Origin of the sequence: Acidovorax benzenivorans, from assembly GCF_028680575.1 — a bacterium.
In the GTDB taxonomy this organism is placed as follows: Bacteria; Pseudomonadota; Gammaproteobacteria; order Burkholderiales; family Burkholderiaceae_C; genus Acidovorax; species Acidovorax benzenivorans.
In genome coordinates this window covers 16450-29718 of record NZ_JAPCKI010000002.1, presented here as the reverse complement: position 1 = coordinate 29718, position 13269 = coordinate 16450, and the positions used below count along the sequence as shown (strand labels likewise).

Below are 13269 nucleotides of genomic sequence, written 5' to 3'. Positions count from 1 at the left end.
TCCTTCACACGTCCAGCAAGGGACGGTGCTTGATGTGCCGCGCGAACACGGCCATGAACTGCGCATCCATGCGCGCGCCCCAGACCGCCAGCGAATGGCCGGCGATCCAGAGCACCAGGCCCGGAATCCACAGCTGCAGCCCGAGGCCCACGGCGGCGGCCAGCGTGCCGTTGGCGATCGCCACCGTGCGCGGCGCGCCGCCGAGCAGGATGGGCTCTGTCAGCGAACGGTGAAGAGGAACCTCAAAGCCCTGCACCTCGAACCCAGGAGCGATCCCCTGCGCGCTCATGCCAGCACCGCCCCGCCCGAGAACGAGAAGAACGACAGGAAGAACGAGGACGCCGCGAAGGCGATCGACAACCCGAAGACGATCTGGATCAGCTTGCGGAACCCGCCCGAGGTATCGCCGAAGGCCAGCGCCAGCCCCGTGGCGATGATGATGATCACCGCCACGATGCGGGCCACCGGCCCCTGGATGGATTCGAGGATGGACTGCAGCGGCGCCTCCCAGGGCATGCTGGAGCCGGCCGCGTGCGCGGGCAGCGCCACGACCAGAAGCAATGCGGCCAGAGCCGCTGCTGGCAGATACGGCTTTACGGATAGACGCGGAATCGTCATGTCGGTTCTCCTGTGGTGGATGACGGTGGTGTGGAAATAGAGGGGAGCGCAGGCCCCAGAGAGGCATCGAGCTGGTAGCCCTGGCTGCCGTGGCCGATCACGCGCACGATCTCGCGCACGCGGCGCGCATGGCCGCGTCCGGCGATGAAGACGATCACGTGCACGGCTTCGGCGATCAGTGCGCGCGGCACGGTCACGCTGACCTCCTGCACGAGCTGTTCGAGACGCGTGAGCGCGCCATGGGCCGAGCCCGCATGCACGGTGGCGACGCCGCCGGGGTGGCCGGTGCCCCAGGCCTTGAGCAGGTCCAGCGCTTCGGCGCCCCGCACCTCGCCCACCACGATGCGGTCCGGCCGCAGCCGCAGCGTGGCGCGTACCAGGTCGGCCATCGTGCTGACGCCCGGTTCGGTGCGCATGGCAACAAAGTCGTCGCTGCGGCATTGCAGCTCCACCGTGTCTTCGAGGATCAGCACCCTGTCGCCGGTGACCGCGATCTCATCGAGCAGCGCGTTCGCCAGCGTGGTCTTGCCGGTGCTGGTGCCGCCGGCCACGACGATGTTCTGGCGCTCCCGCACGGCCTGTCGCAGGAAGGCCGCCTGTTCACCGGTCATGACGCCATCGGCCACGTAGTCGGCCAGCGTCATGATGCGCAGCGCCCGTTTGCGGATGGCGAAGGACGGCGCACGCACGATGGGCGGCAAGGCACCCATGAAGCGCTCGCCCGTCTCGGGCAGTTCGGCCGACAGCAGCGGCGCGCCAGAATGCACCTCGGCGCGCACGTGAGCGGCAACCAGACGGATGATGCGTTCGGCCACCGGCGGCGGGATCACGTGCCCCGTGGGCGAGCGGCCGGTGCCCAGCCGGTCTACCCAGAGCGAGCCGTCCGGGTTCAGCAGCACCTCGACCACCTCAGGATCTTCGAGCGCTTCCGCGATCTCTTGCCCCATGGCAGTGCGCAGCATGCGAATGCGGCGCTGAGCGGGTTCATCGCCAGGCAAACCGTCGATGCGTTTCATGCGATACCCTCCCCATTGCCTTCGTTTCCAACTGGCGCAGCCTCCTCCGACGGGCCCATCTCCTCATGGATCTCGCGCACCAGGCTGCGCCCACGCTGGATGTGACGCGCGAGCTGTTCGATGAACTGGGCATAGCGCGCTCGCCCCTGCGCGCGCAGGGCGTCTTGCTGGTGCTCGGGCACCGGCAGTGCCAGGGTGAGGTAATGGCGCAGGTACAGCGCCAGGGTCTCGATCAGGATGGACTGGTCGCGCTCCAGTCGGTCGAACTGGCGCGAGAGCCGGTCCAAGCGCTTGGCCATGGCCGCCTCGCGCTGGTCCATGGCATCGGGCGACAGGAACGAGGCCAGCGCTGCCGCGATCACCGACGACTTCGAAACCCCGCGGTGCGCGGCGAAGTCCTCCAGGCGCTTCGCATGCTCGGGCTCAACGAAGATATTCAGGCGAGCGCGGGTCATAGGGCGATCCCGTCGTCAGGGTCCAGGGCGGCCAGACGCGCAGTGCGCACCAAGTCGCGCTCCAACTGGCGGTCGAAATCACGCGGCAGCAGCGGCGCGCCATCGTCATCGCGCTCGTCGTCGAGCAGGATCAGGTCGCCGGCATCGGGCTCATGCATGGGTTTCTCCACCACCTCCAATTCCGGCTTGAGCTGGTGGCCGCCCTCGTCGGCAAGGCCGGCAGCGTCGCCGGCCCCTGCAGCTGACTGAACCACAAGCACGGGCAGCGTGCTCCAGTCGTCCAGGCGCACCACGGGCCGATCCGCATAGACCCCACCCGCGAGGACCGGTGCTGGCGATACTCTGGCCGTGAAGTTGCGGTCCAGGTAGTAGCGCAGCTTCTTCGCACGGATTGGAGGGTGGCCCGACACCATCACCACCGCATCGTCGGGCGGTAGTTGCATCACCTCGCCGGGCGTGAGCAGCGGGCGCGCCGTCTCCTGGCGCGACACCATCAGGTGCCCCAGCCACGGTGCGAGCCGGTGCCCCGCGTAGTTGCGTTGCGCACGCAACTCGGTCGCGGTGCCCAGCGAATCCGAGATCCGTTTGGCCGTGCGCTCGTCGTTGGTGGCAAACGCGATGCGCACGTGGCAGTTGTCGAGGATGGAGTGGTTCGGGCCATAGGCCTTGTCGATCTGGTTGAGCGATTGCGCGATCAGGAAGGCCCGCAGCCCATAGCCCGCCATGAAAGCCAAAGCCGACTCAAAGAAATCCAGGCGGCCCAGCGCAGGAAACTCGTCGAGCATCAAGAGCAGCTTGTGGCGCCGCGCGATGCCGTCCGAGCCGTCCAGCGATTCGGTCAGGCGCCGGCCCACCTGGTTGAGGATCAGCCGGATCAGAGGTTTGGTGCGGCTGATGTCCGAGGGCGGCACCACCAGGTACAGCGACACCGGATGCTCGGCCGAGATCAGGTCTGCGATGCGCCAGTCGCAGCGCGAGGTGACTTCGGCCACCGTCGGATCACGGTACAGGCCCAGGAAGCTCATGGCGGTGGACAGCACGCCCGAGCGCTCGTTATCGCTCTTGTTGAGGACCTCACGCGCGGCCGAGGCCACGACGGGGTGCACCTGATCGCTCAGATGCTGCGTGGTCATCATCCGGTGCAATGTCACCTCGAACGGGCACGCGGGATCGGACAGGAAGTTGGCGACGCCGCGCAAGGTCTTGTCTTCCACGGCGTAGAGCACGTGCAGGATGGCGCCGACCAGCAGCGCGTGCGAAGTCTTCTCCCAGTGGTTGCGCCGCTCCAGCGCGCCTTCGGGATCCACCAGGATGTCCGCAATGTTCTGCACATCACGCACCTCGTGCGCGCCGCGCCGCACTTCGAGCAGGGGGTTGTACGCTGCCGACTTCGCATCGGTCGGGTTGAACAGCAGGCAGTGCGAGAAGCGCGAGCGCCAGCCGGCCGTCACCTGCCAGTTCTCGCCCTTGATGTCATGGATCACGGCCGAGCCATGCCAGGACAGCAGCGTGGGCACAACCAAACCGACGCCCTTGCCCGAGCGCGTGGGCGCGAAGGCCATCACGTGCTCCGGGCCCTCGTGGCGCAAGTAACTGCCCTCCTTCGATGGCGCACGTCCCAGAAAGACACCTGCCGGGCCGGTCAGCCCGGCCTTGGCTATCTCCTCGTGCTCGGCCCAGCGGGCCGAGCCGTAAGTGGTAACGCGCCGGGCCATGCGCGAGCGCCATACCGCCATGCTGATGGCCACGCCCGTGGCCAGCAACCCGCTAGACGCCGCGATGACACCTCCGCGCAAGAACACTTCTGGCGCATAAGCGTCGTACCAGTACCACCATTCGAAGAGCTTCCAGGGTTCGTAGACCGGCACATCCGCCGCGAAGAACCACGGCGGCCCCAAGCGCGCCTGGTAGCCCAGCGCGTGTGCGCTCCACTGCGTGGCGGCCCACACGCCGCCCAGGGCAACAGCCGTGACAGCCGCGATCTGGCCGAACAGGATGCCCGTGTGCCCGCTGGATGCGCCGTGCTCGCCGATATAGGATCGAGATGCCATGCCCGCTGGTTCCTTCGGCGCCTGCGCGCGCCATGTGCGTGCGTGCCCACAGCACGCATCGCAGGAGTTTGGAATTGATGCGTCGCACAGGCCACCCATCTGGGCGTAGCGCAGCGCAGGCTGGCGGATGCGTCAGAGAAAACGCAGGTGGCTGGCTGGAATCCTGGGAGCAGATGACATGGTGGCCCGCGGCTTCGCAGGCTATGAAGCATCTCCGCTGCGAGCCATACAGTCCAAGGCCGATGGAGAGGCGACCATGCCCTGGAGCACCGGGTTGCGTAACGTTTATGACAGAGTGCTGACGTGGGTAAGGAAACGTTGCACCGGCCCCGCGATGCCGAAGCGCTGATGCTTGTGCAGCACGTAGGTGACGATCTGCTCCTCCTCCGCGAGCGGGATCACCACGACGTCGCTGCGATGCAAGGTCTGGGCATGGCCCGCATCCGCAAGTCCCACCCCCACGCCAGCAGCGATGCGGGTGACATAGCCCTGCGCTGTAAATGCCACGTCGGCGACGGTGGTCTGCTCCGTGTGGCGGCGCACGATATCGCGCATCTGCGCAAACATGCCCGGCAGGCGGTCTTCACTGCACGACAGCAGCGGAAACGCCAGCAGTTCCCGCAGCGAGACCACCGAGCGGGAAGCCAGTTCATGGGTACAGGGCAGCATCGCCATGAGCCGGTACCTCCATGCCGGCCGCTGGGCGATCGCGTCATCTTCGGGAACGCCAAACGAGAAGCCGATATCCAGATCTTCGTGCTTCAAGGCGGCCGCCAGTTCGCGCGCCCGCATCTCGATCAACTCCAGCGGCACTTCCGGTGCAACGCTCTGCCAACGAAGGAAGCACTCCGAAAGCAAAGGCTGCGAGATCCCATCGGCCACGCCGATGCGCAGCGGTGCCTGGTAGAGGGAGTGGGTCTGGCGCACAGCGCGTTTGGTCCGCTCGAAGCGGATGAACAGCTTGCGCGCTTCCTCCAGCAGCCGCGCCCCAGCCGGGGTCAGCAGCAGCCGGCGCGGCTTACGCACGAACAGCTGCACGCCCAGTTCATCCTCCAGGTCGCGCACAGCGCGCGACAGCGGCGTCTGGTCGATGTGCACGCGCTCGGCCGCCCGAGTGAAGTTCAGTTCTTCCGCCACAGCGATGAAGTAGCGCAGGTGGCGAAGTTCGATCACGCACTTTTCCCCCTTAGATCAAAAACTCAAAAGTCCACACCCTGAACCTTCACCAATGCTTCGGGGGAACCTATTCTGCGACTACCCAATCTGCATGTTGGTGACCCCATTTCGGTCGCCTCGTGATAAGGCCTTCTCCGGCTTTCTTCTCGCGCCTTCTGTGTCAGCGGTTTACGTCCACCACAACGCGACCACGGACTTGCCCGGCGAGTAATTCGGAGGCAGTGGCAATGGCCTCGCCGAGACCAATCTCACGCGTCATCAACGCCAGCTGTGTCACATCAAGGTCGCGCGCCAATCGCTGCCAAGCCAGCAGGCGCTCTGGCAGAGGGCACATCACACTGTCAATACCCACCAGCGTCACGCCGCGCAGAATGAACGGAGCGACCGTCGCCGGAAAATCCCTGCCTCCGGCCAACCCGCAGGCGGTCACAGTGCCGCGATACTTCATCTGCGCGCAAATATTGGCCAGCGTGTGGCTACCGACAGTATCAACGGCTCCTGCCCAGCGCTCCGCTTCCAGCGGCTTTCCCTGCGCACTGAAGTCAGTCCGCGCCAGAATCTCCTTGGCTCCGAGTTGCTTCAAATAATCGGCCTCCTGTGGCCGCCCGGTTACCGCTGCTACCGCATAGCCAAGCCGGCTGAGCAAAGTCACCGCAACACTGCCGACACCACCTGCGGCGCCTGTGACCACCACAGGCCCATCTATGGGCTTGACGCCATGCCGTTCCAACGCCAGCACACACAGCATCGCGGTGTAGCCGGCAGTCCCGATCGCCATCGCCTGCGCCGGTGTGAACGCATCTGGTAGCGGGACAAGCCAATCGCCGCTCAAACGCGCACGCTGTGCCAAACCGCCCGTATGCGCTTCACCAACGCCCCAGCCATTCAGCACAACGCGGTCACCTGACTGCCAGCGCGGGTGCTGACTTTTGATCACCGTGCCAGATAGATCGATGCCTGGCACCATTGGAAAGCGCTTGACGATGGGTGCCTTGCCAGTGATGGCGAGCCCATCCTTATAGTTCAGCGTAGAGCGCTCAACCTGCACGGTCACGTCGCCTTGCGACAGTATTCCTTCGTCTATGTCACGCAAGGTGGCGCGATAGCCGGATTCGTCTTTTTCGATGAGGATGGCTTTGAACATTGCCTACTGCCCTGACAAAGTGATTGAAGAGTCGCGACGTGCACAAGAAGGATGATCAATGCTGCAAGGCGAGTAGACCGGCGCTTCGCCCCCGGCCACCTCGCGAAACAACGCAACGGTCTTTGTTGGATCCAATCCGTCATCTCTGGTGACAAAGCGAATCTTGGCCCCACGCACACCGCCCTTCGCGTTGACAGCTGAGAAATAGGCCGCCGCGCCCAACTGAGTTTCTCGTGCGTAGAACGACACAGGACCGCTGAAAGGCGCGACTTGGGCAACGACGATTTCTTTCTCTGCCGCGTACACGCTGCACACGAGAACTGCGAAGAGAAGCGCCGCACCCAAGGCTCGGATGCGCTGCCGCACGCCCCTCACGACCGGGAGGGAGGTCAAATGAGAATGGAGTCCGTCCATCTGAATGGAACCAATCAGAAGCGCCAGCTAATGCCGGCATGGACCAGCAGCGGGTTCAGGCGTATCGAGGCTTCCGCGGGTGGGCCACCGAACGCAGGAACCGTGCCCCTGGCCGTCGTCTTCACGTAGATCTTCTTGATATCGAGAAAGAGCCCCCATCCGTTGGACAGTGGCACATCGACCCCCACCTGCAGCACGCTGCCCCATGCACTCTTCACGTCCAGCTCCGCGACCGCACCGTCCTTGGACTCCAGTACGGCCGTGTAGTTGATGCCGGCTCCCACATAGGGTTTGAACGAACCGGCGTCAAAGTGATAGTGCGCGGACAGCACCGCAGGACCGTACTTCACTCGGCCCAGTTGCAAGCCATCGACTGGGCCGCCCTTTCCGATCAAGGTGGTGGTCGGCGGCAAGCCCGCGGTCAGCGACACGATGACGGACGGAGCCACTTCGTAGCCTATCTCGACGCCCAGCGAAACATTGTTCTTGGCATCGGCGTTGGCGCCATTGACAGGGGCGCCCGCGACAACCAGTCGCGTATCGGTATTGAACTGAACCCCGACCGGGCCGACGTGCGCCCAGAACTTCTTGTCGGCCGATTGCGCGTGAGCGGTCAGGGTGAGCATCATCGAGAATGCGGATGCAATGCGCATCCAGAACAGCTTTGACATAAGGTGCCTCCTTTGTGTGATATCGCTTCGAAAGAGCGATGCTGATGAACCTGTTTGAATGACGCGGACCTGCATTCCGTCTGCAAGCCGGCCTTGACTTGAAGCGTTGGCGCAGACTGTCGTAAGGCAGATCAAACGTCGATTGCGTGCACCGCCTTGATCTTTTCGCGCAGCACGGTCTTCTGGACCTTGCCGGTGGACGTCTTGGGCAATTCACCGAACTCGAATCGGCGCGGCAACTTGAATCCGGCTAGGTGAAGGCGGCAGTGATCTCGCAATTCCTCCGCCGACACCGAGGCGCCGGGAAGCAGCTCGACGAAAGCACCGGGCGTCTCGCCCCAGTGCGCGTCAGGACAGGCCACGACCGCAGCCATCAGCACTGCCGGGTGAAGGCTCAGCACATCTTCGACCTCGATGCTCGAGATGTTCTCGCCGCCGGAGATGATGATGTCCTTGCTGCGGTCTTTGACCTTCAGATAGCCGTCTGGATGCTTGACCGCCAAGTCCCCGGTGCGGAACCAGCCCCCGGCGAATGCATCCGCAGTGGCTCCGGGGTTCTTCAGATACCCCTTCATGACGATGTTGCCGCGGAAAACCACCTCGCCAATCGTTTCGCCGTCCGCCGGCACAGGCGCCATGGTCTCTGGATCGACCACATCCACGGCGTCCTGCAAGTGGTAGCGCACCCCTTGCCGGGCGTTCAGGCGCGCCAGTTCGTCCGGATCGAGACCATCCCATTCGAGTTGCGGCTCGCACACGGCGGCGGGACCATAGACCTCCGTCAGGCCGTAGACGTGCCGCAGTTCGAAGCCCATCCTCGACATCTCCGCCAGCAGTGCAGCAGGCGGCGCGGCGCCTGCCACCATGGCATGTACCCGATGACTGATGTGCGCGCGGCAGGATGCGGGAGCGCTGGCCAGCAGCTTGTGCACGATCGGTGCGCCGCAGTAGTGCGTCACGCGATGCTCTGCGATCAGTGCCAGCGCTTTCTCCGCATCCACCCTGCGCATGCAGACATTGACGCCGGCCCGCGCGGCGATGGTCCAGGGAAAGCACCAGCCGTTGCAGTGAAACAGAGGCAGCGTCCACAGGTAGACGGGATGCCTCGGCAGATCCCACTCCAGGATGTTGCTCACCGCGTTGAGGTACGCCCCGCGGTGGTGGTAGACCACGCCCTTTGGCCGGCCCGTCGTGCCCGACGTGTAGTTCAGGCAGATCGCATCCCATTCATCAGCGATGGGCACACCGTCGAAACGCTCGTTGCCGTCTGCCAGCAGCGTTTCATAGTCGACTGTGGCACTCGCGGCCGGCTCGCCGCCAAACGATGCATCAGCCACATCCACCACGAGCAGCGACTGCCCGCAGCCTCGGATGGCTTCGTCGGCCAGCGGCGCGAACTCGCGATCAACCAGCAGTACTCGTGCCTCGGCGTGTTCGAGCATGTAGCGGATGCTGTTTGCGTCCAAACGCGTGTTGAGCGCATTGAGCACCGCGCCAGCCAACGGCACGGCGAAGTGGAGTTCAATCATCTCCGGCGTGTTCGGCAGCAAAGCCGCCACCGTGTCGCCGGGCTCGATGCCACGCCGACGAAGGGCCGATGCAAGGCGCCGCACACGGGCCCAGGTCTCGCGCCAATTGCGCCGCACGTTGCCATAGACGATGGCCGTGCGGTCACCGTGAACTTCGGCCGCACGACGGATGAAGACGAGGGGAGTGAGCGGCGCATGGTTGGCCGCGTTGCGTTCCAGTCCGGTAGTGTCCATGATCGTGCCCTTGACGGCGTCATCCCGCCTCGCTGGAAACCGGCTCTGCATGGATGCGCTCGTGCTTCTGCAGCTTGAGCAGGTCCAGCGCGACATCGACGATCATGTCTTCCTGGCCGCCGACCATGCGGCGCTTTCCGAGTTCCACCAGGATGTCCACGGTCTTCAAGCCGTACTTCTGGGCCGCCACCTCCGAATGGCGCAGGAAGCTGCTGTACACGCCGGCGTAGCCCAGCGCCAGCGTCTCGCGGTCCACCCGCACCGGGCGGTCCTGCAGCGGGCGCACGATGTCGTCGGCCGCATCCATCAGCTTGTACAAGTCACAGCCATGAGCCCAGCCGAGGCGTTCCGCGGCGGCGATGAACACCTCCAGCGGCGCGTTGCCAGCGCCAGCGCCCATACCGGCCAGGCTGGCATCGACGCGGTCGCAACCTTCCTCCACGGCCACGATGCTGTTGGCAACGCCCAGGCTCAGGTTGTGGTGGGCGTGAATGCCGGTTTCGGTCTCGGGCTTGAGCACGTCCTTGAAGGCGCGGAACCGCATCCGCACGTCATCCATGCACAAGGCGCCGCCGGAGTCGACCACGTAGCAACAGGTTGCCCCGTAGCTTTCCATCAACTGTGCCTGCTTGGCCAGGCCCTGCGGGGTGTTCATGTGGCTCATCATCAGGAAGCCAACGGCCTCCATGCCCAGGTGGCGGGCGTACTCGATGTGTTGTTTGGAGATGTCGGCTTCGGTGCAGTGCGTGGCCACGCGCACGATGCGCGCGCCGGCGTCGTAGGCGGCCTTCAGGTCGTGGATGGTGCCGATGCCCGGCAGCAGCAGCGTGGCGATCTTCGCGTGCTTCACCACGCTGGCCACGGCCTCGATCCACTCCAGGTCGGTGTGGGCGCCGAAGCCGTAGTTGAAGCTGCCGCCCTGCAGGCCATCGCCGTGGGCGACCTCGATGGAGTCCACCTTCGCCTCGTCCAGCGCGCGGGCGATGGTCCTGGCGTTCTCAACGCTGTACTGGTGGCGGATGGCGTGGCTGCCGTCGCGCAGCGTCACGTCAGAGATGTATATCTTCTTCTGTGTCATGGAAGTGTCCTCAGGCAACCAGGGTGGCGAGCAAGCGCTCGGCCATCTTCTCGGCGGTGCGCAGCGCGGCGCTGGTCATGATGTCCAGGTTGCCGGCGTAAGCCGGCAGGTAGTGGGCGGCGCCTTCGACCTCCAGGAAGATCGAGGTCTTCAGCCCGGTGAGACGGTCGCCCACGCCGGGGATGCGAATCGGCCGGTCGGATTCGATACGGTCGAACTGCACGCGCTGCTTCAGGCGGTAGCCGGGCACGTAGACCTGCACCGCGGCGGCCATGCGCTGCACCGAATCCTCGATCTTGTCGGTGTCGGCGAAGTCGCTCAGGGTATAGACCGTGTCGCGCATGATCAGCGGCGGCTCGGCCGGATTCAGGACAATGATGGCCTTGCCCTTGGCCGCGCCGCCGACCACCTCGATGGCCTTCGACGTGGTTTCGGTGAACTCATCGATGTTGGCGCGCGTGCCGGGGCCCGCGCTCTTGCTGGAGATGCTGGCGACGATCTCGCCGTAGTGCACGTTGGCCACGCGCGACACCGCCGCCACCATCGGAATGGTGGCCTGGCCGCCGCAGGTGACCATGTTGACGTTGTTGGCGTCAAGGTGGGCCTCGCCGTTGACCACCGGGATGCAATAGGAGCCGATGGCCGCCGGCGTCAGGTCGATCATGCGCAGTCCGGGCTTGTGCTGGCGCAGCAGGGCGTCGTTCTTCACGTGCGCGCCGGCGCTGGTGGCGTCGAACACAACGTCGATGTCGGCGAACACCGGCAGGCGCGTCAAGCCTTCGGCGCCTTCGTGGGTGATGGCCACGCCCATGCGCTGCGCGCGCGCCAAGCCGTCGGAGGCAGGGTCGATGCCGACCATGGCGCCCATTTCGATGTGCTGGCCATGCCTGAGGATCTTGATCATCAGGTCGGTGCCGATATTGCCGCTGCCGATGATGGCAGCCTTGAGTTTTCGGGTCATGGTGATGCTCCTTGGAATCAGTTCGCCATCGCGTCGGGTCGCAAGGCCTGCTGCTGTATGCGCGAGACCGGGATGACCCCGGCAGTGAATGGGATCGTTCGCACAGACTTATTCCTTCGCGAAGGCGGCGGTCACCGATCCAAGTCCGGCTATGCGTACATCGAATACATCGCCCCCCGCCACGGCGACCATCGGCCCCAGCGCACCGGAAAGCACGGTATCGCCAGCACGCAGCGGACGACCGGCCCGGGCCATGACCTTGGCCAGCCAGAGCGTTGCGTTGAGCGGCGAACCCAGGCAGGCCGACCCTGCGCCAGAGGACACCGGCGTGCCTTGCCGTTCCATCACCATGCCTGCCTGGCGCGCATCGAAGTCACTTAGCCGCTTCGGCGTGGAACCCAGCACATATAGGCCCGACGAGGCGTTGTCGGCAATGGTGTCGGTGATGCGGATCTCCCAGTTCGCTATCCGCGAGCCCACGATCTCGATCGCCGGAACCGCGAACTCGATGGCGCGAAAGAGGTCAGCCACAGTCAGTTGATCACCTTCGAGGTCACGGCCGAATACAAAGGCGATCTCGGCTTCGACCTTGGGCTGCAGCACGTCCTTGAGGGAGACTTCTTCACCCTCGGTTCGTGCCATATCGGCGAACAGCATGCCGTAGTCCGGCTGTCCAACCCCGAGTTGTTTCTGGACGGCCACGGAGGTCAGTCCGATCTTGCGTCCCACCAGGCGCCGCCCCGCTGCCAGCGCCCGCTGGGTGTTGATCTCCTGCACCGCATAGGCCGCGTCGAGATCCCTCTCGCCGATCAGATTGCGTACCGGCGCCACGGCCACCCCGGTCCGGGCCGCCTCGTACAGCAGGTTGGCGGCTTCACTTACCGCACTGGTCAGCACCGTATCCGGTTTGCTCATTCGATATTTCTCCTCAGTTCATGTCTTCTGCGATTTCCGTGTGCGCTGCCCTGCCGCTCGGGATCGACGGCATATGCGGGTGCGAGCGGGGGGGTCAGCCTAGCGTCCAGCCAGGCTGGCGGTTCATGCGGGCGGCTGGAACTTGTGCCCCCAGATGCTGATGCGGTCGTAGCGCACGACCGACCAGCGGGGGGGCATCTCACGGGCACCCCAGCCGTACTCGACCGCAAAGCCCGAAGGCGTGGCCCCGTAGAACGAAACCATGTGGTCGTTCGTATGCCGGCCGAGCGTCATGACGATCGCGCGTTCAGCATCGAATCTGTCGTAGGCCAAGCCAACGTCGTCCATGCTGTTGGTTTGCAGCATGAAGTGATGGAGCTTCTTCGGCCCGGGCAGCTTGCCAAATGCGAAAGTGTGGTGGCGGCCGTTGCAGTAGAAGAAGTAGACAGTCAGGGTCATCCCTTCGCCGACCGTCCAGTCGATGACGTCGGCAAGCTGGAGACCCAGCCCCTTGGTATAGAAGGCGAGCGCTGCGTCCACGTCCGGGACACTGAGTACATAGTGACCGATACCCTGGTCGCCGGTCTGGAATCCCGTGACGCCGGTGGGTGAAGCGAACGGCCGCTCGAACAGCTCGGTGCCGCCGTAGTAGACCTCGACGCGGTTGCCGAACGGGTCGCTACAGGAAATAAGCCCAAGCACACCGCGCTTGGCGGCCAGTTCCCGACCTTCGACCTTGACAGCAACGCCGTGGGCCTCCAGGCTTTCCTTGACTTCTTGCAGTCCTTTCTCGCTGTCCACCTCGTAGCCGGCAAACAGGTAGTCGTCCGCAGTGCCCTTGCTGACCGATAGCCGCCAGGTGCGCGAGTCGATCCGGAACGTGGCCTCCGCCTCGTTGGCGGAGGCTTCCATCGCCCCCAGCTTGCTGGTAACGAAGGAGCGCCATGCCGGCACATCCGCGACTTCGAAGCCCATATAGCCAAGCCTTTGAATGCTCATGTTGTCTC

The 13269-nt window shown here is 64.7% G+C and carries 14 protein-coding genes; all 14 read right to left on the bottom strand.

What is annotated here, in order from left to right; translation table 11 throughout:
- Nucleotides 1-4: 4 nt before the first annotated feature.
- The 14 genes from OIN59_RS03610 to bphC all read right to left on the bottom strand — a co-directional run bounded on the left by OIN59_RS03610 (nucleotide 5) and on the right by bphC (nucleotide 13261).
- Entirely contained in the window at nucleotides 5-289 is a 285-nt protein-coding gene (locus OIN59_RS03610) for a VirB3 family type IV secretion system protein (protein ID WP_270174403.1), read from the bottom strand.
- Nucleotides 286-618 carry a TrbC/VirB2 family protein gene (locus OIN59_RS03605; RefSeq protein ID WP_270174404.1) on the bottom strand — a complete coding sequence of 111 codons (333 nt, stop codon included), beginning with the start codon at nucleotides 616-618 and terminating at the stop codon, nucleotides 286-288. The genes OIN59_RS03610 and OIN59_RS03605 overlap by 4 nt, the downstream gene beginning before the upstream one ends.
- Complete coding sequence (trbB, locus tag OIN59_RS03600; protein ID WP_270174405.1) at nucleotides 615-1634, bottom strand: P-type conjugative transfer ATPase TrbB; 1020 nt, start codon at nucleotides 1632-1634, stop codon at nucleotides 615-617. Before trbB ends, OIN59_RS03605 begins: the two co-directional genes overlap by 4 nt.
- Nucleotides 1631-2089 (bottom strand): CopG family transcriptional regulator, encoded by a 459-nt coding sequence (locus tag OIN59_RS03595; RefSeq protein WP_270174406.1) that lies wholly within the window; start codon nucleotides 2087-2089, stop codon nucleotides 1631-1633. Before OIN59_RS03595 ends, trbB begins: the two co-directional genes overlap by 4 nt.
- Nucleotides 2086-4140 (bottom strand): conjugal transfer protein TraG, encoded by a 2055-nt coding sequence (locus OIN59_RS03590; RefSeq protein ID WP_270174407.1) that lies wholly within the window; start codon nucleotides 4138-4140, stop codon nucleotides 2086-2088. The genes OIN59_RS03595 and OIN59_RS03590 overlap by 4 nt, the downstream gene beginning before the upstream one ends.
- A 285-nt stretch (nucleotides 4141-4425) precedes the next feature.
- Nucleotides 4426-5313: a LysR family transcriptional regulator gene (locus tag OIN59_RS03585; RefSeq protein WP_274107192.1), complete on the bottom strand. Its 888-nt coding sequence runs from the start codon at nucleotides 5311-5313 to the stop codon at nucleotides 4426-4428.
- A 163-nt stretch (nucleotides 5314-5476) separates the two neighbouring features.
- Entirely contained in the window at nucleotides 5477-6460 is a 984-nt protein-coding gene (gene acuI / locus OIN59_RS03580) for an acrylyl-CoA reductase (NADPH) (RefSeq protein WP_270174409.1), read from the bottom strand.
- A 3-nt stretch (nucleotides 6461-6463) separates the two neighbouring features.
- Complete coding sequence (locus OIN59_RS03575; RefSeq protein WP_270174410.1) at nucleotides 6464-6874, bottom strand: ABC transporter substrate-binding protein; 411 nt, start codon at nucleotides 6872-6874, stop codon at nucleotides 6464-6466.
- 14 nt (nucleotides 6875-6888) lie between these two features.
- Nucleotides 6889-7545, bottom strand: a complete 657-nt coding sequence (locus OIN59_RS03570; protein ID WP_270174411.1) for an OmpW/AlkL family protein — start codon at nucleotides 7543-7545, stop codon at nucleotides 6889-6891.
- Nucleotides 7546-7676: 131 nt separating this feature from the next.
- Nucleotides 7677-9308 carry an acyl-CoA synthetase gene (locus OIN59_RS03565; protein WP_270174412.1) on the bottom strand — a complete coding sequence of 544 codons (1632 nt, stop codon included), beginning with the start codon at nucleotides 9306-9308 and terminating at the stop codon, nucleotides 7677-7679.
- Nucleotides 9309-9327: 19 nt separating this feature from the next.
- The gene (gene dmpG, locus OIN59_RS03560; RefSeq protein WP_270174413.1) at nucleotides 9328-10386 is read right to left on the bottom strand and encodes a 4-hydroxy-2-oxovalerate aldolase; all 1059 of its coding nucleotides are present in this window, start codon (nucleotides 10384-10386) and stop codon (nucleotides 9328-9330) included.
- A 10-nt stretch (nucleotides 10387-10396) separates the two neighbouring features.
- The gene (locus OIN59_RS03555) at nucleotides 10397-11347 is read right to left on the bottom strand and encodes an acetaldehyde dehydrogenase (acetylating) (RefSeq protein WP_270174414.1); all 951 of its coding nucleotides are present in this window, start codon (nucleotides 11345-11347) and stop codon (nucleotides 10397-10399) included.
- 108 nt (nucleotides 11348-11455) lie between these two features.
- Entirely contained in the window at nucleotides 11456-12262 is an 807-nt protein-coding gene (todJ, locus tag OIN59_RS03550) for a toluene degradation hydratase TodJ (RefSeq protein ID WP_273623856.1), read from the bottom strand.
- A gap of 123 nt (nucleotides 12263-12385) precedes the next feature.
- Complete coding sequence (gene bphC / locus OIN59_RS03545) at nucleotides 12386-13261, bottom strand: biphenyl-2,3-diol 1,2-dioxygenase (RefSeq protein ID WP_274107187.1); 876 nt, start codon at nucleotides 13259-13261, stop codon at nucleotides 12386-12388.
- Between the last annotated feature and the right edge of the window lie 8 nt (nucleotides 13262-13269).

Coding starts and splice junctions, on each gene's coding strand:
- OIN59_RS03575 (WP_270174410.1), bottom strand. CDS start 6,874: ATGGACGGACTCCATTCTCATTTGACCTCCCTCCCGGTCGTGAGGGGC.
- bphC (WP_274107187.1), bottom strand. CDS start 13,261: ATGAGCATTCAAAGGCTTGGCTATATGGGCTTCGAAGTCGCGGATGTG.
- OIN59_RS03565 (WP_270174412.1), bottom strand. CDS start 9,308: ATGGACACTACCGGACTGGAACGCAACGCGGCCAACCATGCGCCGCTC.
- todJ (WP_273623856.1), bottom strand. CDS start 12,262: ATGAGCAAACCGGATACGGTGCTGACCAGTGCGGTAAGTGAAGCCGCC.
- trbB (WP_270174405.1), bottom strand. CDS start 1,634: ATGAAACGCATCGACGGTTTGCCTGGCGATGAACCCGCTCAGCGCCGC.
- dmpG (WP_270174413.1), bottom strand. CDS start 10,386: ATGACACAGAAGAAGATATACATCTCTGACGTGACGCTGCGCGACGGC.
- OIN59_RS03590 (WP_270174407.1), bottom strand. CDS start 4,140: ATGGCATCTCGATCCTATATCGGCGAGCACGGCGCATCCAGCGGGCAC.
- OIN59_RS03610 (WP_270174403.1), bottom strand. CDS start 289: ATGAGCGCGCAGGGGATCGCTCCTGGGTTCGAGGTGCAGGGCTTTGAG.
- OIN59_RS03555 (WP_270174414.1), bottom strand. CDS start 11,347: ATGACCCGAAAACTCAAGGCTGCCATCATCGGCAGCGGCAATATCGGC.
- OIN59_RS03595 (WP_270174406.1), bottom strand. CDS start 2,089: ATGACCCGCGCTCGCCTGAATATCTTCGTTGAGCCCGAGCATGCGAAG.
- OIN59_RS03605 (WP_270174404.1), bottom strand. CDS start 618: ATGACGATTCCGCGTCTATCCGTAAAGCCGTATCTGCCAGCAGCGGCT.
- OIN59_RS03570 (WP_270174411.1), bottom strand. CDS start 7,545: ATGTCAAAGCTGTTCTGGATGCGCATTGCATCCGCATTCTCGATGATG.
- acuI (WP_270174409.1), bottom strand. CDS start 6,460: ATGTTCAAAGCCATCCTCATCGAAAAAGACGAATCCGGCTATCGCGCC.